Below are 19,984 nucleotides of genomic sequence, written 5' to 3'. Positions count from 1 at the left end.
GCCGTCCCGGGGCTCTTCCCCAGGAAATGGAAGATGACTAGGAAGACGAGTCAGAGAAGAACGAACGGAAACCACAACGTAAACCTCAGAAACCACAATGGAACAAGGATCGCATGGGACGACCTCAGGGCGATGACGCCCATGGAGCCTCACGCGGACCTCTCCAAGCCTCCGATCGGGTACATCCTCGACGAGGACGACAACTACCCGGAGTGCATCAGGGAGGTGTTCTGAGATGGGAGACAGGATCGTCATCAGGATAACCGACGGGGACAGGAGGTCCCCGGACTTGTATTGCCACTGGGCCGGCCTCAGGGCCGTGAAGGCCGTGCACGACGCTCTCGGGGAGTCCCGCAGGGACATCCACAACCTGATCTGCAACGTCATCGTGAAGGTGATGTGCGGGGAGTGCAGCGACGCGTCGTACTACCTGTACAGCGCGGGGGAGGCCGAGGGTATGGCCGACTGGGACAATTGGACCTGGACGTTCGATCTGCCGAGCATGATGTGGAGGTCCACCATGCCTCAGCTCGAGGGGAGGCTGCTGACCATGTCGGAGGCAGACGACTTCGTCAGGGACGTCAGGCCGTGCCTGTACTCCGACTGTCCCTGCGACGGCTTCGACATGCCGACCGGAAGCGGGAAGCCCAGGTACACGGACACCCTCTATGCGACCAGGGAGGGATTCTGAATGGCCCTCTTCAAGACCGGACAGATCGTCACAACATGCGGGATTGCACAGGCGATGAGAGAAGACTACTCGTTCCTGCTGAGTGTCAGAGAGTGCCTAGACAGACACTGCCGCGGGGACTGGGGAGACGTCTGCAAGGACAACAGACAGATGAACAACGATGCCATCGAAGCCGAGACCAGGGGAGAGCCGACGGACAGGCTGTTCAGCCTCTACAGCATCGGTGACAGGGACATCTACATCATCACAGAATGGGACAGGTCCGTGACGACGATATTGTTTCCTGATGAATATTGAGTCATAATGTCGGAGGAGACCTCCGACTCAAACTCTTTAGAATTTATTGGAATCCATTAAATCCAGAACCATGCTCCGCCCTGTCCATGACCTGTGCATTCTGCCACTGCGACATTCCGGACACGCAGCCATTCAACTTCTGCCCCAGCTGCGGACAGACGATCCTGTCTATGGAACCGTTCCCTATCGCCAGACCGTTCTGATCACAATCCTATTTTTTTCAAACCCTTCATTTTACAACGTGCATGCATAGTATCCTCTTTATCAATCCATGAAGCAAAGTCTTCTGCATGGAAGATGAGTATAGAGTGCTGGAAGAGAAGTCTGAACATGATACGCTGATGCATGAAGCCGAGATGGTTGGAGAGAACATCGAGGCACTGATGGAATGTCTCAAGCATTAACAGGGCCAGTCCATTCTGAATCTCATGCACCATGTACCCTACCCGCATCTTGCTGAGTATTTCCTCGGTGTGATAGAAAGGGTGAAAATCGTCGCCCACATCGTATTCTACGACGAGTTCGACAAGAACAATCTCGTAGATGAGGATGAAATCGAGAGATTGACAGCCATGGATCGCAAGTATTCCAGATGGAGAAACTACTATAACGGCGACATAGAAGACTTAGAATGATCAAAGACAACAAATGAAATTTCAGGAATCTAATAAAAACGCATAATATGATACGCAAACCATACCAATCGAAGACACTAGAATGGAAATGTTATATTGATGTGTAATACAACTAAGAATGGGGATCGTAACATTTCAAAATTATACATTATTGGTAACGGATTTGACATTCATCATGGATTGAAGACGAATTACTCATACTATGGAGATTTTTTGAAGAAAAATCATCCAGAGGTATACGAATGGTTCAATTCATTGACTGACTTGAGAACTCGTATTGATTTCAAAGGAACATGGTCTGAAGTTGAAAAATCATTAGAGATTGATTTTGATGCACTGATGGAGAGGGCATTCCAATATTACCCCGATATGATGGACGACAATCCAAAATGGGACGATATGAGAATTACAATTGATGAACATACAAGATACGTCGATGAATTCACTGGAAAATACTTCTCTGAATGGTTAAACAATCTGGATTTCACTAATGTACAACCCGATCTAAGACTTCCACAGGATGGATTGTACTTGAATTTCAATTATACCGACACTCTGTCAAGGTTATATGAAATTCCGGATGAGAATGTATTACACATTCACGGTTCACTGAAACTACTGAATTCAACATTGAATGATGAAGAAATCCATAACACAATACAATTCGGTTCTTCTGAATTGAACGAATCCATAGTTGAACAATACAAAGAATCGTATAACGACAACGAATTCTATGGTGTGTCGATTGAACCGTGTCTATTAGGAATCAATCACTATATCACCATGGCCTCCAAGGATCTAAACAGGAACTACGAGCCATTGAGAAAATTCTTACAAAGAGGTGACATCGATTCTGTCACCATATTGGGACACAGTGTTCTCAAAGCAGATTATCCCTATTATCGCGATGTGATTGTACCAGCGTTACATGATTGCAGTTGGCACCTCTACTATCATGATGATGGAAGAGAATCGATTTTGAATTTCATCGGAAAATTCCAACTAAGGAATTTTGAATTGAAAGAATGGTGAAGTAATCGAAATCGAACGACATATGAAAATTCTCTCTGTGCCTCGTACCCTTCCGGGGTACGCTCCGCGCGCATATCGGCCCGTCGGCGCCTTCTCTTCTTGAATATGTTCTCGGCGCGCGCCGGTCACGTAAGCGCGTCTCCGCCAGGCCCCTCTCCGGGCACTTAGGCCCAGGAGAGAAAAAGAAATGGAGAACTGCAACAGCGAGATGCTGATCAGGGCCATGCGCAACGCTGGCATCAGAAACGGATTCGACGAGATACAGGCGGAGTTCTCCGCCTTCAGGGACTTCAAGCTGAAGTGGACGAGATCCTACAGGTGGATCAGCTTCGAGGTCTCGGACAACCTCAGGAACGCTCCGGAGCACGTGATGGAGAGCCTGGCGGAGACGATCTTCGCGAAGATGCGCGGAGAAGGAAAGACGGAGTACTCCCAGGAGGTCTGCGACTACCTCAACTCCGACAGCTTCCTGAAGGAGAACCAGGAGATCTACCTGAAGAGATTCAGGGGAATCAGCAGCTCGACACGCGGTGAGAACATCGACCTGATGGACAGCTACCGGAGACTGGTTGAATCCGGACTCGTCGAGGACGACCCGAGAATCGTCATCAGATGGAACAACTCCAAGGACAGGAACGGGAGGATCGGAAGGACCAGCGTCCTGATGAGGGCGGTGATCGTGAACCCCGTGCTGGACACCGAAGGGATCTCCGAGGATGTCCTCGACTACGCCCTGTACACCCTTATCTGCCGCGTGAACCTAGGATTCGGACCCAGCAGGGACGGAGATGGCGAAAGATACGGGGATATGCTCTCGATTCACCCAGAAAGGATCCAGGCCGAGACGGATCTTAGGAGGATGGGGCTGAGCCTCTGAAAACACAGGGGGAGGACACTCCCCCGAATTCTCAAGGCTCCTCAAGGAAATCTTTCTATCATCCCGTTCCTGACAAGGCATTCGAGGACCTCGTCAGCGCGCTCGCTTCCGACGAGTTCCTCGATATCGGTGCCTCCCGGGTGGAGGTACATGTGAATCAGAACACTCTCGATAAGCGGGTCATCCAGTTCCATGGAAATCGATTTGGTTTCACGAATATAACAGGAATGGTTGTGGATATACACGCTAAACATTAGATTGGAATCGATTTGGAATCTATCGAAGTCTCACGAATTATTCTGGATGCAAGGTGATGATTGGTGTTTATCATAACAGATCGATCTTCGAATCAACATGTTCCTTCTCACAGAATTCGTTGAATTTGCTGATGGTGTAATTCATCATGCCCTTGAGTTTCTCATTTTTATCGACATAGCTTTCTCTTAGAATCACCAGATTTTCACCATATTTGGACAGACATTCGTGTGACCCGTACATCGGATACAATCCGTCTATACAGTAGAGACCATCGACATCCTTCAGCAGGAGTCCTTGATACAGGTCATCAAAAGCCATATCCCCGTTTCTTTGAGCCTCCAGGTATTCCAGAAGGTTGTCCGATACCAGAATCCGGGGGTAGATGGACGCCTTGGTCTCCAATTTGTATGCTTCGATCAATGCTGGCCCGTAAACGAACTGATCATTGGAATAGAACAATCCTATGGTTGCAGCGCCTCTGACCAGAATCTTGGAAGCTCCGGTCATCACCCACTGGATGCCGGATGCTATTGACATGAGTTTGATTATATTCTCCAGATCGGTATGATCCTGGTATAATTTACAGTACAGCAGATTATTATCGGAGAAGATCCTGATTTTAGGGTCTTCACCCATCGCATTTTTATAAAGATCGATGGCAAACTCATAGGCATCGGCAATCTTCTGAAGATATGAATTCACCCTCTTCAAAGATTCCGGATTATATGTCTCTCCGAACGGGCAGTCCGCGTTGTTCTTGTAGCCGAGGATATCTATCCATATCAGAAAGTGATTGGAAACAAAGTCTCCTGAAACCCTGTTGTTCACCTTCAGCCAATTCCGAAGATACGGATATTCCGCAGATGGGGATTCCTCATCGTTGTATTCCGGATATTTATCGTCCATGGTAACAGCTTATCGATTCAAGAGTGTGATATGAATACAATGTAGCAGAGTTCATTCACACCGATTCCTCGATGATGATCTCCGCATCGGGTGCATGGGAGCCTATGCTGGCTATGCCCTTCATGCATGAGGGCTTGTCCGCATACGCCTGGGACACAGCTATGATCTCGCCGTTCGACGCCTTGAGCCTGAATCTCGGCTTGCCGCCAACATCGAGGTAGACCTCGTACTTTGGATGCTTGAGTACCTCGTATCCCTCGATGGTCTGATCCTCGACCGGTGCGGCGCAGTTTGTGCGGACGCTCTCGATTCCGACCTTCGCGTTGGCGACGGATGCGTACGTCTGGGAGCTGCTGATCACGCGGTTGTTGTTGGCGATGAGGTTGAACATGTACCTTCCGTCGGACGTCTGCTTGACTAGAACCTTCCCATTGAATTCACCATATTCGAATGACGTTATCGGTTTAAATATGAATTGAGGGTGGGCTGGCAAGCAACCTGTTCTGGAACACGATGAGCGTCCGATTAGGAATATATCCCCATAAGGTATTGATACCTCGATGTACACCGGATTGCAGCTTTCCGAACGCGTCCTGTCCGAGAAAGGCGTCCCGATGGGAGCCGAACAGATATGGGCCTATGCCGTCGAGAAGGGATACGATAAGGAATGCGGCCTGTCCGGAAAGACGCCATGGCGCACCATCCAGGCACAGTTGTACGTCAACATCCGCGACAAGTCGGATTCCAGGTTCGTCCAGGTGTCCTCCAGACCGCCGATGTTCGGACTGAAGGACATGATGTACGGAGAGGAGAGCACTGTTCAGAAGAAAGAATCCGCCAAGTTCAGGGAACGCGACCTGCATCCACTGCTGGTGGCCTACATCGACGGGGAGCAGCGCTTCAAGGGGCACACCAAGACGATATACCATGAGAACTCGACCAAAACCGGGAAGAACTCCGAGAAGTGGATGCATCCGGATTTGGTGTCGGTTCACTTCCCATTCGAGGACCTGGACAGGGAGACGGTGGAGCTCGCAAGGAACTACGGACAGTCCAACATCACCCTGTACTCGTTCGAGATGAAGGTGTCGGTCACCGGTTCGAACGTCAGGGAGTACTTCTTCCAGGCCGTATCCAACTCCAGCTGGGCCAACGAGGGCTATCTGGTGGCGATAGACTACTCGGAGGAGGCCCTGGACCAGCTGTCACGTCTGTGCCCGTCGTTCGGGATCGGTGCGATACGGCTCGACGTGTCGGACGTCCACCAATCGGAAGTGATGATACCCGCACAGGAGAAGGAGTTCCTGGATTTCGGGATTGTCAACGACCTGCTTGAGATCAACCGCGATTTCAGGAACTTCATCAAATCGATAAACGACTCGATGAAGACGCAGCGCATCATCAAGTCGGACTATGACAAGGTGATGTCCGATGATGAACTCGAGGGGTACAAGGAGCAGAAGGGGATGACCCAGAGGAGTTGAACCTTCTCGCTTCTAGATTCGATCGATACAGGAGAACCTGAGGATGACCACGGATGGCGAATCCAAAGAAAGCATGTACGACATGAGTTGCAGTAACATCCTTCTGGACTCGAGGCTAAAGATCTATTGCTTCGAGCAGCAACTGGGCAACAGGTTCGTCAGGAAGACGCTGAACGATGTCATCAACCTCTACAACGGCAAGGGATGCATGAATGAGGACTACTCAAAACTCATATCGGAGGCATTGAGGAAGGACTTACGGAAAGACCCGTTCATCGAAGGACTGATGAGATTCGATGCAGAGAACGGGAAGAGAATGATCGAATCCCTTGAGAGATCCATATCCGTCATGGAGACCATCCTGAAGGGGCTAGAATCGGACGAGGATGGATATCTCGGGTTCGTACTGTTCATGAGTCGTAACAGGAGCAGACCGTTCGATCTCGATTTCGAGAAGATAGACAGGAACAGCAAGCGTGTACTGAGACAGGCCTCATCCGACGACCCTCTGGATTCGTTCCCACCGCTCAGGGATCAGTACAGGCAGGGATTCGAACAGCTCTACCTTCAGATCGCCAAGGAATCCATGGACATCATCTCCCGTTATCCAGGATGCGACCGTGAAATGGCATACCGTGCCTTCGAGGAATTGACCTCGCTAAAACAGCCCATCGTGGATGATGAAGGTGGACTGAAGTCGGACTACCGTGCGATAAGGAACTGCATATCCCATGAGAACTATCGCGAAAACGGAGACAGCATGGTCATGTGTCTCGATGATGGCCGTGAGTTGACCATCGGCATAAAGGACATGTCGTTCCTCAACACATCGATGCTGCACAAATGCATCTACTCAATGCAACTTGTTTCATTGATGAATGTGGAGATCATAAGACGGGCAAGGAGTTACATCTGACCTTCCTCTCACCATCCTGCCACTCACCGTCGAAATTATGACCTAGACTTCGAGTGAAATCATGTGACCCACAACTTCGGACGTGATTCCAAGTTTCATTAAATATCGGAAAGATGGAAATCAACCGACATTGAATAATCCAATAAGTCATTAGGTTCTTTGTGAGTTCAGCAGATGAGATAAAGTCGATTATGGATGAACACAAGATAGACCTTGTGTTCCCTGGAATAAATGATCTGTCTACAGCATATTATGTAAAATGTATCATAGACGATAAAGATAAACTTGTGTCCATAGTGGAGAACATACCGACTGAAATCAATAATGAAGATGATGCTTTCTGCTATCTGTTTATCAAATTCCTTAGTGAAATGAGTAAAGCAGTTCCATATGTTAATCCCAAATTTCAAGATGATTATCTATGCGTAATAAAAATCGCATCAGATAAGGAAAAAGAATTTGGATTGAGGACGGTACCACAATACATTGAAGAAAACCTTGACAGACTCCTAGAGAACAGCTATCTAAAAAATGGCTTGTTACATCAATTCGACATTAATGTAAACATAATTAAAAGATCAACAATAGAAACCATTCTGACCAAGGAATTTCAACATATTGTTAGTAGTTTCAAGATATACTGCAATCGCATTATCTCTGACAATGGATTGTTATCTTTGTACGTTTCTGAAGATTCGTTTTCCAAGGCAGGAATGTATTCTGTTGAGTACTTACGCAGCATAATTGAAGTCTACAATAAAACAAAAAACAGCAGTCGTAATCTGTTTGAACCTATTTCTAATATTATAACTTGTAAATGTGAAAAACTCACAGAAGAAATTGAAAAGGGGGAAAGCATAGATTTCAATCTGTTGGAGTTGTACGTTCAATATTTAAGAAAAATCAACAGATGTTCTCAAAGAAGTAGAGATATTCTGAAAGAAAGACGCAGGTATGAAGAAAAATATCTGGTTGAACATGGGGAAATTATAGAGCACGATGTTGAAATTGGAAAAATTGTAAAGGATTTGCTACATGATGGAGGATTGCTCGGATTAAAACTGAGAATCACACATTACAACGAAGGAGATGGAATCAAGTCATGTTTTGAACAGAAAAGATCTGATACTGCTTTTACTGATGCATTTTATGCTGGTAAAAAATCAGAATATTTCACCGGAAGTCGTCAAGATACGATATACCAGATTACTAACATGGGCGCGAATATAATCCTGTATCTTGCCAATACCGTATCCCGTGAAGAACTATTGCATGCAGATACCCAACTGGTTGCCAAACTATTCAATAATATCCAAAACATCGAACTCTGTACTGAAATCCTCCAGATGTATGATGAAGATTACGAGGTGCTTAGATCGGAATGCTCCTTTCAGAGCATCTACGGATCATGCATGTATACGATTTCAATGACAGAGAAATTACTACGGACATTTGTTAGCGTCAATGAAGATGCCAACAGATATGACAATCTTTCTCGTTTGTTGGACGATCCGTTCTTGAATGATGCCTTGGGTAAAGACCTCATCAAAGGGATACAGTATTGCCTATCAACACAGGATGGAATCGGCTGGGATTGGCGTAACAGAATAGCGCATTGGGATCACATAACACGTGAAGATATCAATCATTATACAATGAGCCTGTTTCTTTATCTGTTCAATTGTTCTTTGAATTCTATCTTATTTTACTATTGGAAAAAACAAAAATATTGAAAAAAAGACATAACCTGATAGACCTTTTAAAAAAACAAACTCAACTCCTGTCATTTTTGCCTTTGTTCAACCCCTCATGCACTATCGCCTGCGACATATTGCCCTTTCCGATTCCATCGTAAAGTGACGTAAGTCGCAGGCTCCCAGCCGTTCCCTCGGGGTTTCCCAAGGAGGCGGCAAATGCCAGAGAATAAGACAACAAAGAAAGATAGAGAGACGAAGAAGGAGAATATCAACAGACATCCGGACATCATCAGACTGAGGAACAGACACATCCAGGAACTGAACAGATTCCTGGCGGAGAACAGATTCTACGCCTTCGAAGGCGGAGAGAAGTTCGATGAGGGTATGAGGAAACTCGGACTCGAACCGACGGACACTGACAAGATCGTCGATGTCGGCGGCGGAGCGATGAGACGTGACAAGGTCCCGGAACTGAGGGCCCTGATTGAGAGACAGGGGAAGGAACTGCGGGAAATGAAGAAGGCCCTCAGAGGATCCTGAGGGTTAAGGGGCGGAACGCCCCTCTTTTACAGAGTGTCCTGGTACAGCTCGAAGAAGCTCTTGGCGAAGGCCCGGGCCATCACTTCGACCCTTGCCTTTTCATCGGGGATGAGGATCCTGACGATGGAGTGGACCTTCTCGGAGAGGAAGTCCACGGGATCGTCATAGTCCTCGATGTCGTTCGACTGGCAGTTCCCTGCGGCGTATGCCGCCTTACCATTGTAAGTCATTCTTTCCCACCTCTGTGAATGCCCTCTTGCGAGGGGATGACCCGACCTCCGACCGCCACAGTGGGTCCCTGTGTCGGAGATCATCTCGAACCGGTTCCGGGGTCTGGAACCAAGATTTTCCCGAGTCGACTTCTATAATCACTTCAAATCCGGAGTTCCGATTGTCGGACCTTTGCGGATGCTCCTGCTTCGGAGGTGTTCCGGTCCGAGGCCGTGCTTTCAGGCCTGTTGTAAATATTGAGCGTGAGATGTGATTGGGAGAGGACTCCGATCCAGTCCCGACCCTCGTTTATATAGCGCAAACGCCATCTCAGAGTCATGGACAAGGTGAGAGAGTACACGATAGAGGAGCTCCGCAGAATAGTGGAGCCCATCGCCGAATCCTACGGGATGAGACAGGTGTACCTCTTCGGATCCAGGGCCCGTGGAGACAATCGCGAAGACAGCGACTACGATTTCTGCGTCGTGACGTCCGACGACTGCGATCTCTTCGAGCTCGGCGGGTTCTTCGCCGATCTGAGGGATGCTCTCGGTGTCGAAATCGATCTCGTATGTCAGGAATCCCTCCGTGATGACTTCAGCAGGGAGGTCCTCAGGGACAGGAGGCTGCTCTATGAGGCGTGACATCGGAATCCTCCGTGACATCGTGAAGTACTGTGACATCGTGAACGAGGCCGTCGAGATGTTCGGCTCGGACGAAGAGGACTTCTTGGACAACAAGGTGTACCAGACCTCCACCGCATTCTCCATCCTGCAGATAGGCGAGCTCGTGAAGAGGCTCTCCCCGGAGCTCAGGGACGAGTTCGGGGACGTCACCTGGAGGAAGATCGCAGGCATGCGCGACATGTTCGCGCACCAGTACCACAACGTGATCCCAGAACTGCAGTGGAAGACGATCACCGAGAGGGTTCCTGCACTCAGAGAGGCATGCCTGGAGATCATCGACGTCCTCGAATCCAGGGACGCGGACGAGTGAATCACATCACCACCTCCGTCTCGGTTCCGAACGCCGCTTTCTGTCTCCTGAGGAAGTACTCGTCGGGCTCCTCGAAGGGATTGGTCATGACGAGGTCGTCGTTCAATGGGAGTCCGAGGTCAAGGGTGCACAGGGTCAGAGGGCACATCCTGGAGAAGTCCACTATCGTCAGGCTCTCGTCTCTGAGTCTGGACTTGAAGGACTGGAAGATGTTCCTGACGAGATCGAAGTCCTCCGCGAAGACTACGACTGGATTATCACGAATGTAGCGGATGTACGAGCCGGTGCAGTCGTGGTAGCCGTCGAAGGTCCTGAGAATCCTGTGGCATTCCCTGTAGATGCGGATCTTGCACTGGCGGTGGGACCGAGGTCCTTCCTGCATGAGATGCTCGGAATGGCAATCCCGAGTTCCTTCCTGACCCTCGTCCCCGATACCATCCTGCGGATGAAGTCTAAGGTACTCTATGGCAGGATACGAGGCGTCCTCCACCGGCAGATTCCTCACATAGGATGTGACGGAGTGCTCTGCTAGAGCGGCTTGGACGGCGAGGCCCTGCCTCTCCTTCATCTCGAGGTCGCGCTGGGAAGCGCGGAGTCTTCTGTCAAAGTCGGGATTCATGTAAACGATAATGACACTTTTATGTTATTGATGGATGTCAATTTCCTGTTTAAGCTATTTTAAGTTTTATAGACGTAGATATGGTAACCACCATGATATCCAAATCGATAATACTGATAGTAATCGCGGTCATAGTCGTCGGTGGTGCCGGCGCTGCCGCGTACGTGATGCTGAACGACAGGGGTCCGGGGAGCGATGACTCGGGACAGGACGCCGTTCTCGTCGAGGGGGACAGCTACTCCTACTGGATGGAGGACACGATGAACGAGAGGACGACGTACGTCTACACCATCATGGACGTATTGGGTGACTCCACATACGAGGTCCGCACACTGGTCAACGGATCCGCATCGGATTCCGAGATGACATACGACGAGTACGTCAAGGTGCTTTTCGATGAACTCTACTATCCGGACGATACCTGGACCAGAGGTGGGACCGAGGCTCTCGACAAGAACACGAATTTCGACGGAGTGGACTGCGTCGTGTGGACCAAGGAGACCTCCGACCATTCGTACACCTCCTGGATCGGAGTCGACGACGGTGTCCTATACTACAACGAGGACGTGATCACCATAGACGGGGAGAGCGCCACATCGACGTACAGGCTCGTCACCTGCACCTTCATCGACAAACTCTGATGGAAGGCGGGGGGCCATTCCCCGTCTCCCGGTTACCATCCCCTGCCGGAACATCCTCGTTCGACATGCGAACACAGTCAGTCGTCGGTGAAGGGCCATTTCTGAAGCATCGTATTGATACCCGACGTCGTATGTTGATGCATCGGCGACACGACATCAAGCTAGGCGGTGCGGAGAGCAGTCATCTCCGATCGTTTTAATCAGTCTCCAGCGACCGCACGTACATCGTCCGATCAATACTCTGCTGGGTCCTTTGGCTGTCTTCTCTAAAATGGGCCGCTGTCCACAATAATGGCTTGGTTGATGCATCAGATATTAAGCCTTATTCTGTCCGATCCCGGATCGTTCTGGCGGTCCCGCGTCGTATAAGTCGCATCCCGCGTTCTACGGAACCTATACACATTTCGATGATTCATTATTTAAAGTTTTATCACCATTTCAAATACGAGGGATGTAAATGGGCAAGTTCGCAATAAAGCCGACAAACGACGGGAAGTACATGTTCAACCTGATCGCCAACAACAACCAGGTCATATGCACATCCCAGACGTACACCTCCGTGGCCAACTGCAAGGTCGGCGCGGAGAGCGTCCGCAAGAACTGCGCAGTTGATGTGGAGGATCAGACCGTGGAGGGCTACGAGGTCCTCAAGAACCCCAAGTACGAGATGTACACCGACGCGGGCGGCAAGTACAGGTTCAGGCTCAAGGCGTCCAACGGCGAGATCGTGGCCGCCTCTCAGGCGTATGCAGACAAGGCGTCCTGCCTTAAGGGCATCAGGAGCATCGGCAGCCATGCGCCCGACGCGGAGATCGTGGTGATAGAACCCGAGGAGTAAGATATCGTTCTAATCAATGGGTTGAACAGGGGCGAACTCGCGTGGGTTCGTCCCTATTCGACCCTGTTTCACGGTTCAGGAGTTGAACCACATCCTGGACAGCAGCTCCTTCGCGGCCTCCACCGGGAATCCCTCCGGCGGATCGGCGACGAAGGACTCCAGCATCCTCCTGACCTCGCCGCTCTGCGGGAGGAGGTAGCCGGTCTCCCTGATCAGGTCCTCGCCCATCAGGCGGTCGGACCTGCGGACCGCAGTCATGAGGATCCTTAGGCCGGGGTCGTCAGCGGACTCCGCAATCTTCTTCGCGATGTTCTCCTGCGCCGCCTTGCTCCTGGCGATCGCCCTGACCTTCTCCTTGACCCTCTCGTCCTTCGGCTGCTGGTGGGGGTAGTCCAGCGGGATCATAGATATGGCTGAGTTGGGGCAGGACCTGGCGCAGTCGCCGCATCCGACGCACTTCGAGAAGTCCACCTGCCCTGTCTCGGTGTCCGTCGCCCCGGTCGGGCAGACGTAGAGGCACATGCAGTCCTTGGTGCATATCCTGAGGTTCCTGGAGGCGACCATCTTCGGCATCTCAGGCACCTCCCTGGATCCTGAGGATCATGTGACCGGGGACCTTGCACACCGGGCACACCTCCGGCGGGTCGTCGCCGATGTAGATGAATCCGCATATGTCGCACACGTAGACGCCGGTGTGCTCCAGGAACGAGGGGTCCTTCAGGTACCTCTCGAGAACGGTCCTCATGATCAGCGTCGCCTTCTCGCTCCAGGTGAGCACCCTCGGGGCTCCCCTGTCGGACATGAGGGCGCATGTGGCCTTCGCGTCGCCGTACTCCATGAGGTCGGAGTTGATCATGTCCAGGAGGGTCCTGACGCCTTCGTGGTCCTCCTGCACCGTGACAGATTCGAAGTAGTCGGCGATCTGGCCGAACAGCTCCGCCTCGCGGGGGAGCTGCTGCACCCCGCATCCCCTTCTGAGGTTGGAGCACAGTGCGCTGAGCTGTCCGGCAGTGAGCTCGCGAAGGTCCTCGTTCTCGAACCCGGAGATCTCCGGGGCGGCTGCCGTAACAGGCCCTCCGGTCGGAGGTGCCGTCGACGGTGCGGGGGCCGGACCCTCGTCATCCTCCTCGACGGGCTCGAAGCCCTCCTTCCCCTCGCCGCACACCGGGCACTGCCAGTCGTCGGGGAGGTCGGCGAACCTGACGCCCTCCTTCTCCTCGTCGTAGATGTAACCGCAAACGCCGCACCTGTACTTCATGGCCAGTGAAGGCGGTTGCGGACTTATAATTGAACGTCCGCGGCGGTCATTCCTCCAGCACCGTTATGGACTTGCCGGGCTCCTTGCCGAACCTGTGTCCGTGGATGAACCAGTACATGACGAGGCTCACCAGGCTGATGAAGGCGCATATGAGGTACATCTCCCTGTAACCGGCGAAGGCCAGGATCATGCCCATGACGGACGGTCCGAGCCCGCTGCCCAGGTCCACGATGGCGGCGAATGTCGACGTGGTCACGCCGTACCTGCGCGCGGGGCTCTTGGAGACCACGATGGCCTGGTTGATGGTGTACACGATGGACACACCGTAGCCGATGACGAACCCGGCGCACAGCAGGACCACCGCGCTGGTTGCCTGGGAGAACGCGACCATACCGATGAAGAACGCCACGTACGCCGGGAACATCACCACGTTGGGCCCGCGGCTGTCGTAGATCTTCCCGGTGGTCAGCCTGGAGACCAGGGTGCCGGCGGCCACCGCCAGGTAGAAGTACATCGCGGCGTCGACCAGGTCTATCGCCTCGGCGTAGGACGAAATGAAGCTCAGGACTCCAGAGTACGCGAAGTAGAACACCATGCAGGTTATCGCCAGCGGGACCGCCGAGAACTGGAACAGGTGCTTCAGGTCGAAGCTGCGCGCCTCCGCCTTCTGCTCCTCGGTGAGGGTCTCCTCGGGGACCTTCAGGAACAGGGCCAGGACCAGAGCGACCGAGTACATGACCAGTCCGACGGTGAACACGGCGGTGTAGTTCCCGTCCTGTCCGAAGCCCATCCCCAGGAACGGCCCTATCGCCGTGGCGATGGTGACGCTGAGCAGGAAGTACCCCAGTCCCTCGCCCCTCCTGCTCTGCGGCAGGATCCTGGCGATGATGTCGTTGGTGCAGGTGCTGCTAATCCCGTACGCGGTCCCGTGCAGGAACCTGACGACGTACAGCACCGCCATCGAAGAGACGAAGAAGTAGGTCACCGACATCACCAGGGCGATGGTCAGTCCGAGGATCAGCATCCTCTTCCTGCCGACCATCTCCACGTACTTCCCCAGGGTTACCCTGGAGATCAGCCCGCCGATGACGTAGATCCCCGCGGCCAGACCGGCCTCCGTGGATGTGGCCCCGAAGGTGAGCATGGCGTAGCCTGTTATGTTGATCAGGAGCGTGAAGTAGTTGAGAGAACAGCAGAGCGATATGGCCGTATCCAGGATGAAATCCTTCGTGAACAGTCTCTCCCTCTGCATGAGTGCGCTCAATCGTTCTCCTGTATATATTCGATTTCAACAATTTTATGACAATAGGGATAACCCTGGTATTCCTGAATGATAGGGAATGTCGCCGTCTTCTGCAACATGTCTTAAGGACGGTTCCGCCTTCACCGGAGTGCAGGTGCGGATATGGGAGACGCAGGCAATTTCGGGTCATCGGCCCCAGACCATGTGGAGATACGCGGGGCCAGGGTACACAACCTCAAGTCCGTTGACGTGGACGTCCCATTGGGACGCATAGTCGCCGTCGCCGGCGTGTCGGGATCCGGCAAGTCGTCGCTGGCACTCGGTGTCCTCTACGCAGAGGGGTCCAGAAGGTACCTGGAGGCGCTGTCGACGTACACCCGCAGGCGCATGACCCAGGCCGCGGAGGCGAAGATCGACAGCATCGACTACGTCCCGGCGGCGCTCGCCCTTCACCAGAGGCCGGCGGTCCCCGGGGTCAGGAGCACTTTCGGGACGATGTCGGAGCTGCTGAACCATCTGCGCCTGATGTTCTCCAGGCTCGGGAGCCACCGCTGCCCGAACGGGCATCTCCTCCCTCCGTCCACCGACGTCGCCGCGGGGAAGGCGCTGGTCTGTCCGGAGTGCGGGGCCTCCTTCGAGGGGCCTGGCGCAGAGTCGCTCGCGTTCAACAGCGAGGGAGCATGTCCGAGATGCTCCGGAACAGGCATGGTGAGGGAGGTGGACGTCTCCAAGCTCGTTCCCGACTGGGACAAGACCCTGGGCCAGGGCGCGGTGGAGTCCTGGAACATGTTCGGCATCAACTGGATGTACAGGGTCGCCGAGTCCCTGGGCGTCCGCGTCGACGTGCCTTTCAGGGACCTCACCGACGAGGAGAGGGACATCGTGTACAACGGCCCTGAGGTCACCAAGCTGGTGGCGATAGAGTCGTCCACGGGGAAGGTCTTCGACCTGAACTGCACCTACCGCAACGCCCGGCGCGCCGTGGAGGAGGCTCTGAACAACGCCAACACCGAGAAGGGGATCCAGAGGGTGGAGAGGTACCTCACCGTGCGGCCCTGCGAGGAGTGCGGAGGGACCAGGCTGAACGCGAGGGCCCGCTCGACGGTGCTGTGCGGCAGGAACCTGGCCGAGGCGACCTCCATGACCCTCGGCGACCTCATGGAATGGGTCTCGGCCGTGCCCCCGCAGATGCCGGAGCACATGCGCCCGATGGCCGAGAGCATCTGCAACCAGTTCCTGGCCACCGCCCGCAGGCTCGTGGACCTGGGGCTCGACTACCTGTCGCTGGACCGCGCCGGCTCGACGCTCTCCACTGGCGAGCGCCAGAGGATACAGCTGGCAAGGGCCATCAGGAACCGCACCACGGGCGTGATGTACGTCCTTGACGAGCCGTCCATAGGCCTTCACCCCTCGAACCTGGACGGGATGATGGCCATAGTCGGGGATCTCGTCGAGCACGGGAACTCGGTGATCCTCGTCGACCACGACACCAGGGCGCTGAGGTCCGCCGACTGGCTCATCGAGATGGGCCCCGGCTCGGGCAAGGAGGGAGGGACCGTCCTCTGCCAGGGGACAGTGGGGGATGTGGAGGCAGACCCGAGGTCGATCATCGGCGGGTACCTCTCCGGAAAGGAGGACGTCATCGTCCGCGATAGGGTCCGGGAAGGATCCGTCTTCGACAACGGGGCCATAAGGATGCGCACGTCCCGGATCCACACGGTGCATCCCCTTGACCTGGAGATCCCGATGGACCGCATGACGGTGGTCACCGGAGTGTCCGGATCAGGCAAGACCACCATGGTGTTGGAGAGTTTGGTCCCGGCCCTCCAGGCTGTCATATCCGGGATGCCGTTGCCGGAGCACGTCGAATCCGTCGAGGCGGGTGGTGTCAGGCGTGTCAACGTCATAGACGCCACCCCGATCGGCACGAACGTCCGCTCCACGGTAGCCACGTACAGCGGGGTTCTTGACGATCTCAGACGCACCTTCGCCAGGGGTGCGGCATCCAAGGAGGCTGGTTACGGTGCGGGCGACTTCTCCTACAACACGGGGAGGCTGAGATGCCCTGAGTGCGACGGCACCGGGCAGATCACTCTGGACGTCCAGTTTCTGCCGGACGTGGACATCGTCTGCCCGTCCTGCGGCGGATCTAGGTACTCGAAGGAGGCGGACCGCTTCTCGTACGCTCCGAAGGGAGCCGAGCCGCACACCCTGCCCGAGCTCATGTCCATGACGGTGGACGAGGCGCTGCAGGCCCTCGGAGGGACCAAGGTCGCCGAGCGTCTCAGGGTGCTGTCCGAGATAGGCCTCGGATACCTCACTCTCGGCGAGTCCACCCCCGCGCTCTCCGGAGGGGAGGCCCAGAGGCTGAAGCTGGCATCGGAGATGGGCAAGAGCCAGCACGGCACCGTGTTCGTCTTCGACGAGCCCACGGTGGGCCTCCACCCGAGGGACGTCAGGACGCTCATAGGGGTGTTCCAGCGTCTGATGGACGACGGCGCCACGCTAGTGGTGATAGAGCACGACCTCGACCTCATCTCCAACGCGGACTACGTAATCGACATGGGTCCGGGAGGAGGGGAGTCGGGCGGGAGGGTGGTGTCTTGTGGCACCCCCGACCGTGTGGCGTCCGATCCGGCGAGCATTACCGGAAGGTACATAGCGCAGGTCCTCGGGAGGAACTGAGCCCCCTATATACTGCAGAGGCCATTCACCATCATGGCAAAGCTGACACCAGAGATCCTGGAACAGATGAAGAAGCAGAAGGTCTACTCCGTGGCCACGGCGTCCAAGGACGGCGTTCCCAACGTCGTACCCGTCGGGATGCTCATACCCAAGGAGGACGGGACGGTCTGGATCATCGACAACTACTTCGGCAAGACCATCGCCAACATGAAGGAGAACCCCAGGGCGGCGTTCTACGTGTGGAACCCCGAGTGCAAGGAGTCCTGGCAGATCAAGGGCTCCCTGAAGGTCGAGGACTCCGGGGCCGACTATGAGGCCGCCGTCGCATTCGCCCACTCCATCAAGGAGATCTTCCCCGCGAAGCACCTCGTGAAGATGACCGTCGACGAGGTCTACTACGTGACGCCCGGCGACCACGCCGGAAAGCCCGTCGAGTGACGGTCCGTAAACATGAACGAGGGGGTTCTCCCCCTCGGTTAAAATTCTGAGCCGGACGCGACGCTCAATCGTCGTCGTCCATGTCCTTGGGTCTGAGGTACTGCGGGGCGGCGCCCATTATGGCGACCAGCGGGACCATGATGATCCACCACCATCTGCCCGAGTAGTTTATCATGAACAGCGCGAGGAAGAACCCAACGATCGCGCCCAGGAGCAGGCCCTGTTTGACCTTGTCCATCGGGATCACTCCGCGGTCCTTCCGATGGTCTCTTCGGCGGCGCTGACCATCTTGTCGACGATCTCCCTGGCTCCCCCGACGTAGTTGGCGGCGTCCATGGTGTCGATGATCTCCTGCTCGGTGAGGATGCCCTTCAGGTCCTTCCTCTCCAGGAGCACGTCCCTGAGGTGCCTGTTCTGGTCCTCCGCGACCATCGCGGAGGAGCGGATGATCTCGTGGGCGTCCTGCCTTCCGATGCCCTTCTCGGTGAGCTTCATCATGAGCGGCTCGGCCATGACCAGTCCGCGGGAGGACTCGATGTTGGCGAGCATCTTGTCGCGGTGGACCTCGAGGCCGTCGAAGACCCAGGTCATCTTCTTGAGGATCTCGTCGAGGAGTATGAACACATGGGGGAGCGTGAACCTCTCGGTGGACGAGTTGGACAGGTCCCTCTCGTGCCAGAGCACCTGGCTCTCGAAAGTGGGGGTCACGAAGCCGCGGATGACACGTGCCAGACCGCAGACGTTCTCGGAGTTCATGGGGTTCCTCTTCTGCGCCATGGTGGAGGACCCGACCTGCTTCTCGACGTCGAAGTACTCGGACGCCTCGCCGATCTCGGACCTCTGGAGGTTCCTGACCTCGGTTCCGTACCTCTCCAGGGAGGTGGCGATGTTTGCCATGATGCAGATGCACTCGGTGTACCTGTCGCGTCCGACGACCTGCGTCGCGGCCGGCTCGTAGGTGAGCTCGAGGTCCTGCATGACCCTCTTCTGGATCTCGAAGAAGTTCTTCCCGAGTGCGGCTCCGGTGCCGACGGCCCCGGCCATCTTGCCTGCGCAGATCCTGGGCATGGCGTCGATGATCCTCTGCCTGTGCCTGAGCATCTCGGCGATGTATCCTGCGATCTTGAACCCGAATGTGATGGGTATGGCGAACTGAGCGTGCGTCCTTCCGATCTCGAGGGTGTCCCTCTCCCTCTTGGCGATTTTCGCCAGGGTCATGGTGAAGTTGTCCACGTCCTCCATGACGATCTCCAGCGCTGCCTTCATCTGGAGCGCGGTGGCCGTGTCGACGATGTCGTTGGAGGTGGCGCCCAGGTGCACGTACTTGCCCGCGTCGCCCTCGCACTTCTCGGTCATCGCCTTGACCATCGCCATCAGGTCGTGCCTGGTGTCCTTCTCGATCTCCTTGATCCTCTCCACGCTGACGACGTCGAGGCTCGCGACCCTGGTGATCTCGTCGGCGGCTTCCTGAGGTATGGTCCCGAGGGACGCGTGTGCGCGGGCCAGGGCGGCCTCCACCTGCATCTGGTATAAGATGCGGCTCTCCTCGCTGAAGACGGCCTTCATGTCTTCGCGGCCGTAGCGGTAGTCAAGGGGACAGACGTTGCTCATGTTGATCGTGTGCGCGGATTGATTTTAAATATAAATTACATGCGCCGACATCCCGCGTCGCCCGCGGACGGTTCCGGATATATAGACCCGGGGCCATGTGGGGATGAGGCCC

General features: G+C 54.4%; 26 protein-coding genes. 16 read left to right on the top strand and 10 right to left on the bottom strand.

Features of this window, described 5'->3' with window-relative positions:
• The first annotated feature begins 33 nt into the window (after positions 1-33).
• From JS82_05680 to JS82_05655, 6 genes are all read left to right on the top strand, one after another.
• Positions 34-234 (top strand): hypothetical protein, encoded by a 201-nt coding sequence (locus JS82_05680; protein ID QHK17619.1) that lies wholly within the window; start codon positions 34-36, stop codon positions 232-234.
• A 1-nt stretch (position 235) separates the two neighbouring features.
• Complete coding sequence (locus tag JS82_05675; GenBank protein ID QHK17618.1) at positions 236-691, top strand: hypothetical protein; 456 nt, start codon at positions 236-238, stop codon at positions 689-691.
• A complete protein-coding gene (locus JS82_05670) occupies positions 692-988 on the top strand; it encodes a hypothetical protein (GenBank protein ID QHK17617.1) in 297 nt (98 codons plus the stop codon).
• A gap of 428 nt (positions 989-1,416) precedes the next feature.
• Complete coding sequence (locus JS82_05665) at positions 1,417-1,623, top strand: hypothetical protein (GenBank protein ID QHK17616.1); 207 nt, start codon at positions 1,417-1,419, stop codon at positions 1,621-1,623.
• Between the two features lie 99 nt (positions 1,624-1,722).
• Positions 1,723-2,655, top strand: coding sequence for a hypothetical protein (locus tag JS82_05660; protein ID QHK17615.1), 933 nt, complete (start codon positions 1,723-1,725; stop codon positions 2,653-2,655).
• Positions 2,656-2,842: 187 nt separating this feature from the next.
• Positions 2,843-3,532 (top strand): hypothetical protein, encoded by a 690-nt coding sequence (locus tag JS82_05655; protein ID QHK17614.1) that lies wholly within the window; start codon positions 2,843-2,845, stop codon positions 3,530-3,532.
• Between the two features lie 41 nt (positions 3,533-3,573).
• Here the strand turns inward: JS82_05655 and JS82_05650 are convergent, their stop codons facing one another.
• The 3 genes from JS82_05650 to JS82_05640 all read right to left on the bottom strand — a co-directional run bounded on the left by JS82_05650 (position 3,574) and on the right by JS82_05640 (position 5,087).
• Positions 3,574-3,726 carry a hypothetical protein gene (locus JS82_05650; protein QHK17613.1) on the bottom strand — a complete coding sequence of 51 codons (153 nt, stop codon included), beginning with the start codon at positions 3,724-3,726 and terminating at the stop codon, positions 3,574-3,576.
• Between the two features lie 133 nt (positions 3,727-3,859).
• On the bottom strand, positions 3,860-4,696 hold the full coding sequence (locus JS82_05645; GenBank protein QHK17612.1) for a hypothetical protein: 837 nt from the start codon (positions 4,694-4,696) through the stop codon (positions 3,860-3,862).
• 55 nt (positions 4,697-4,751) lie between these two features.
• Positions 4,752-5,087: a DUF1508 domain-containing protein gene (locus tag JS82_05640; protein ID QHK17611.1), complete on the bottom strand. Its 336-nt coding sequence runs from the start codon at positions 5,085-5,087 to the stop codon at positions 4,752-4,754.
• A gap of 169 nt (positions 5,088-5,256) precedes the next feature.
• Here JS82_05640 and JS82_05635 point away from each other — a divergent pair, with 169 nt between their 5' ends.
• The 4 genes from JS82_05635 (at position 5,257) to JS82_05620 (ending at position 9,333) form a co-directional block, all read left to right on the top strand.
• On the top strand, positions 5,257-6,180 hold the full coding sequence (locus JS82_05635) for an HrgA protein (protein ID QHK17610.1): 924 nt from the start codon (positions 5,257-5,259) through the stop codon (positions 6,178-6,180).
• 82 nt (positions 6,181-6,262) lie between these two features.
• Positions 6,263-7,096, top strand: coding sequence for a hypothetical protein (locus JS82_05630; GenBank protein QHK17609.1), 834 nt, complete (start codon positions 6,263-6,265; stop codon positions 7,094-7,096).
• A gap of 191 nt (positions 7,097-7,287) precedes the next feature.
• The gene (locus tag JS82_05625) at positions 7,288-8,829 is read left to right on the top strand and encodes a hypothetical protein (GenBank protein QHK17608.1); all 1,542 of its coding nucleotides are present in this window, start codon (positions 7,288-7,290) and stop codon (positions 8,827-8,829) included.
• A gap of 180 nt (positions 8,830-9,009) precedes the next feature.
• Complete coding sequence (locus JS82_05620; GenBank protein ID QHK17607.1) at positions 9,010-9,333, top strand: hypothetical protein; 324 nt, start codon at positions 9,010-9,012, stop codon at positions 9,331-9,333.
• A 26-nt stretch (positions 9,334-9,359) separates the two neighbouring features.
• Here the strand turns inward: JS82_05620 and JS82_05615 are convergent, their stop codons facing one another.
• A complete protein-coding gene (locus JS82_05615) occupies positions 9,360-9,563 on the bottom strand; it encodes a hypothetical protein (GenBank protein QHK17606.1) in 204 nt (67 codons plus the stop codon).
• A 318-nt stretch (positions 9,564-9,881) separates the two neighbouring features.
• On the opposite strand from JS82_05615, the gene JS82_05610 reads away from it, so the two are divergent.
• Positions 9,882-10,187, top strand: a complete 306-nt coding sequence (locus JS82_05610; protein QHK17605.1) for a nucleotidyltransferase — start codon at positions 9,882-9,884, stop codon at positions 10,185-10,187.
• Positions 10,177-10,539, top strand: coding sequence for a DUF86 domain-containing protein (locus JS82_05605; GenBank protein ID QHK17604.1), 363 nt, complete (start codon positions 10,177-10,179; stop codon positions 10,537-10,539). The genes JS82_05610 and JS82_05605 overlap by 11 nt, the downstream gene beginning before the upstream one ends.
• A gap of 1 nt (position 10,540) precedes the next feature.
• On the opposite strand, the gene JS82_05600 is transcribed toward JS82_05605, so the two are convergent.
• Positions 10,541-11,158 (bottom strand): hypothetical protein, encoded by a 618-nt coding sequence (locus JS82_05600; protein QHK17603.1) that lies wholly within the window; start codon positions 11,156-11,158, stop codon positions 10,541-10,543.
• A 92-nt stretch (positions 11,159-11,250) separates the two neighbouring features.
• Between JS82_05600 and JS82_05595 the strand changes: the two genes are divergently transcribed.
• Positions 11,251-11,799 (top strand): hypothetical protein, encoded by a 549-nt coding sequence (locus JS82_05595; protein ID QHK17602.1) that lies wholly within the window; start codon positions 11,251-11,253, stop codon positions 11,797-11,799.
• Between the two features lie 457 nt (positions 11,800-12,256).
• Entirely contained in the window at positions 12,257-12,637 is a 381-nt protein-coding gene (locus JS82_05590; GenBank protein QHK17601.1) for a DUF1508 domain-containing protein, read from the top strand.
• Between the two features lie 75 nt (positions 12,638-12,712).
• On the opposite strand, the gene JS82_05585 is transcribed toward JS82_05590, so the two are convergent.
• Genes JS82_05585 through JS82_05575 form a run of 3 tightly spaced genes read right to left on the bottom strand, consistent with a single transcriptional unit; the run spans position 12,713 to position 15,147 of the window.
• Complete coding sequence (locus tag JS82_05585) at positions 12,713-13,210, bottom strand: 4Fe-4S ferredoxin (protein ID QHK17600.1); 498 nt, start codon at positions 13,208-13,210, stop codon at positions 12,713-12,715.
• Between the two features lies 1 nt (position 13,211).
• Positions 13,212-13,895, bottom strand: coding sequence for a rubredoxin (locus JS82_05580; protein ID QHK17599.1), 684 nt, complete (start codon positions 13,893-13,895; stop codon positions 13,212-13,214).
• 46 nt (positions 13,896-13,941) lie between these two features.
• Positions 13,942-15,147 carry an MFS transporter gene (locus JS82_05575; GenBank protein QHK17598.1) on the bottom strand — a complete coding sequence of 402 codons (1,206 nt, stop codon included), beginning with the start codon at positions 15,145-15,147 and terminating at the stop codon, positions 13,942-13,944.
• Positions 15,148-15,300: 153 nt separating this feature from the next.
• Here JS82_05575 and JS82_05570 point away from each other — a divergent pair, with 153 nt between their 5' ends.
• Positions 15,301-17,823: an excinuclease ABC subunit UvrA gene (locus JS82_05570; GenBank protein QHK17597.1), complete on the top strand. Its 2,523-nt coding sequence runs from the start codon at positions 15,301-15,303 to the stop codon at positions 17,821-17,823.
• A gap of 33 nt (positions 17,824-17,856) precedes the next feature.
• The gene (locus JS82_05565; GenBank protein ID QHK17596.1) at positions 17,857-18,261 is read left to right on the top strand and encodes a pyridoxamine 5-phosphate oxidase; all 405 of its coding nucleotides are present in this window, start codon (positions 17,857-17,859) and stop codon (positions 18,259-18,261) included.
• Between the two features lie 64 nt (positions 18,262-18,325).
• Here the strand turns inward: JS82_05565 and JS82_05560 are convergent, their stop codons facing one another.
• Together JS82_05560 and JS82_05555 are read right to left on the bottom strand one after the other, a co-directional pair.
• Complete coding sequence (locus JS82_05560) at positions 18,326-18,499, bottom strand: hypothetical protein (protein ID QHK17595.1); 174 nt, start codon at positions 18,497-18,499, stop codon at positions 18,326-18,328.
• Positions 18,500-18,504: 5 nt separating this feature from the next.
• Positions 18,505-19,872: an adenylosuccinate lyase gene (locus JS82_05555; GenBank protein ID QHK17594.1), complete on the bottom strand. Its 1,368-nt coding sequence runs from the start codon at positions 19,870-19,872 to the stop codon at positions 18,505-18,507.
• Positions 19,873-19,984 lie beyond the last annotated feature (112 nt).

This window comes from Methanomassiliicoccaceae archaeon DOK (genome assembly GCA_009911715.1).
Lineage (GTDB): Archaea > Thermoplasmatota > Thermoplasmata > Methanomassiliicoccales > Methanomethylophilaceae > Methanoprimaticola.
This window is presented reverse-complemented; position numbering and strand designations above follow the sequence as displayed.

Coding starts and splice junctions, on each gene's coding strand:
- JS82_05675 (QHK17618.1), top strand. CDS start 236: ATGGGAGACAGGATCGTCATCAGGATAACCGACGGGGACAGGAGGTCC.
- JS82_05600 (QHK17603.1), bottom strand. CDS start 11,158: ATGAATCCCGACTTTGACAGAAGACTCCGCGCTTCCCAGCGCGACCTC.
- JS82_05605 (QHK17604.1), top strand. CDS start 10,177: ATGAGGCGTGACATCGGAATCCTCCGTGACATCGTGAAGTACTGTGAC.
- JS82_05560 (QHK17595.1), bottom strand. CDS start 18,499: ATGGACAAGGTCAAACAGGGCCTGCTCCTGGGCGCGATCGTTGGGTTC.
- JS82_05565 (QHK17596.1), top strand. CDS start 17,857: ATGGCAAAGCTGACACCAGAGATCCTGGAACAGATGAAGAAGCAGAAG.
- JS82_05670 (QHK17617.1), top strand. CDS start 692: ATGGCCCTCTTCAAGACCGGACAGATCGTCACAACATGCGGGATTGCA.
- JS82_05610 (QHK17605.1), top strand. CDS start 9,882: ATGGACAAGGTGAGAGAGTACACGATAGAGGAGCTCCGCAGAATAGTG.
- JS82_05590 (QHK17601.1), top strand. CDS start 12,257: ATGGGCAAGTTCGCAATAAAGCCGACAAACGACGGGAAGTACATGTTC.
- JS82_05575 (QHK17598.1), bottom strand. CDS start 15,147: ATGCAGAGGGAGAGACTGTTCACGAAGGATTTCATCCTGGATACGGCC.
- JS82_05570 (QHK17597.1), top strand. CDS start 15,301: ATGGGAGACGCAGGCAATTTCGGGTCATCGGCCCCAGACCATGTGGAG.
- JS82_05630 (QHK17609.1), top strand. CDS start 6,263: ATGAGTTGCAGTAACATCCTTCTGGACTCGAGGCTAAAGATCTATTGC.
- JS82_05555 (QHK17594.1), bottom strand. CDS start 19,872: ATGAGCAACGTCTGTCCCCTTGACTACCGCTACGGCCGCGAAGACATG.
- JS82_05640 (QHK17611.1), bottom strand. CDS start 5,087: ATGTTCAACCTCATCGCCAACAACAACCGCGTGATCAGCAGCTCCCAG.
- JS82_05665 (QHK17616.1), top strand. CDS start 1,417: ATGCACCATGTACCCTACCCGCATCTTGCTGAGTATTTCCTCGGTGTG.
- JS82_05620 (QHK17607.1), top strand. CDS start 9,010: ATGCCAGAGAATAAGACAACAAAGAAAGATAGAGAGACGAAGAAGGAG.
- JS82_05595 (QHK17602.1), top strand. CDS start 11,251: ATGATATCCAAATCGATAATACTGATAGTAATCGCGGTCATAGTCGTC.
- JS82_05585 (QHK17600.1), bottom strand. CDS start 13,210: ATGCCGAAGATGGTCGCCTCCAGGAACCTCAGGATATGCACCAAGGAC.
- JS82_05615 (QHK17606.1), bottom strand. CDS start 9,563: ATGACTTACAATGGTAAGGCGGCATACGCCGCAGGGAACTGCCAGTCG.
- JS82_05635 (QHK17610.1), top strand. CDS start 5,257: ATGTACACCGGATTGCAGCTTTCCGAACGCGTCCTGTCCGAGAAAGGC.
- JS82_05580 (QHK17599.1), bottom strand. CDS start 13,895: ATGAAGTACAGGTGCGGCGTTTGCGGTTACATCTACGACGAGGAGAAG.
- JS82_05680 (QHK17619.1), top strand. CDS start 34: ATGACTAGGAAGACGAGTCAGAGAAGAACGAACGGAAACCACAACGTA.
- JS82_05655 (QHK17614.1), top strand. CDS start 2,843: ATGGAGAACTGCAACAGCGAGATGCTGATCAGGGCCATGCGCAACGCT.
- JS82_05645 (QHK17612.1), bottom strand. CDS start 4,696: ATGGACGATAAATATCCGGAATACAACGATGAGGAATCCCCATCTGCG.
- JS82_05625 (QHK17608.1), top strand. CDS start 7,288: ATGGATGAACACAAGATAGACCTTGTGTTCCCTGGAATAAATGATCTG.
- JS82_05650 (QHK17613.1), bottom strand. CDS start 3,726: ATGGAACTGGATGACCCGCTTATCGAGAGTGTTCTGATTCACATGTAC.
- JS82_05660 (QHK17615.1), top strand. CDS start 1,723: ATGTGTAATACAACTAAGAATGGGGATCGTAACATTTCAAAATTATAC.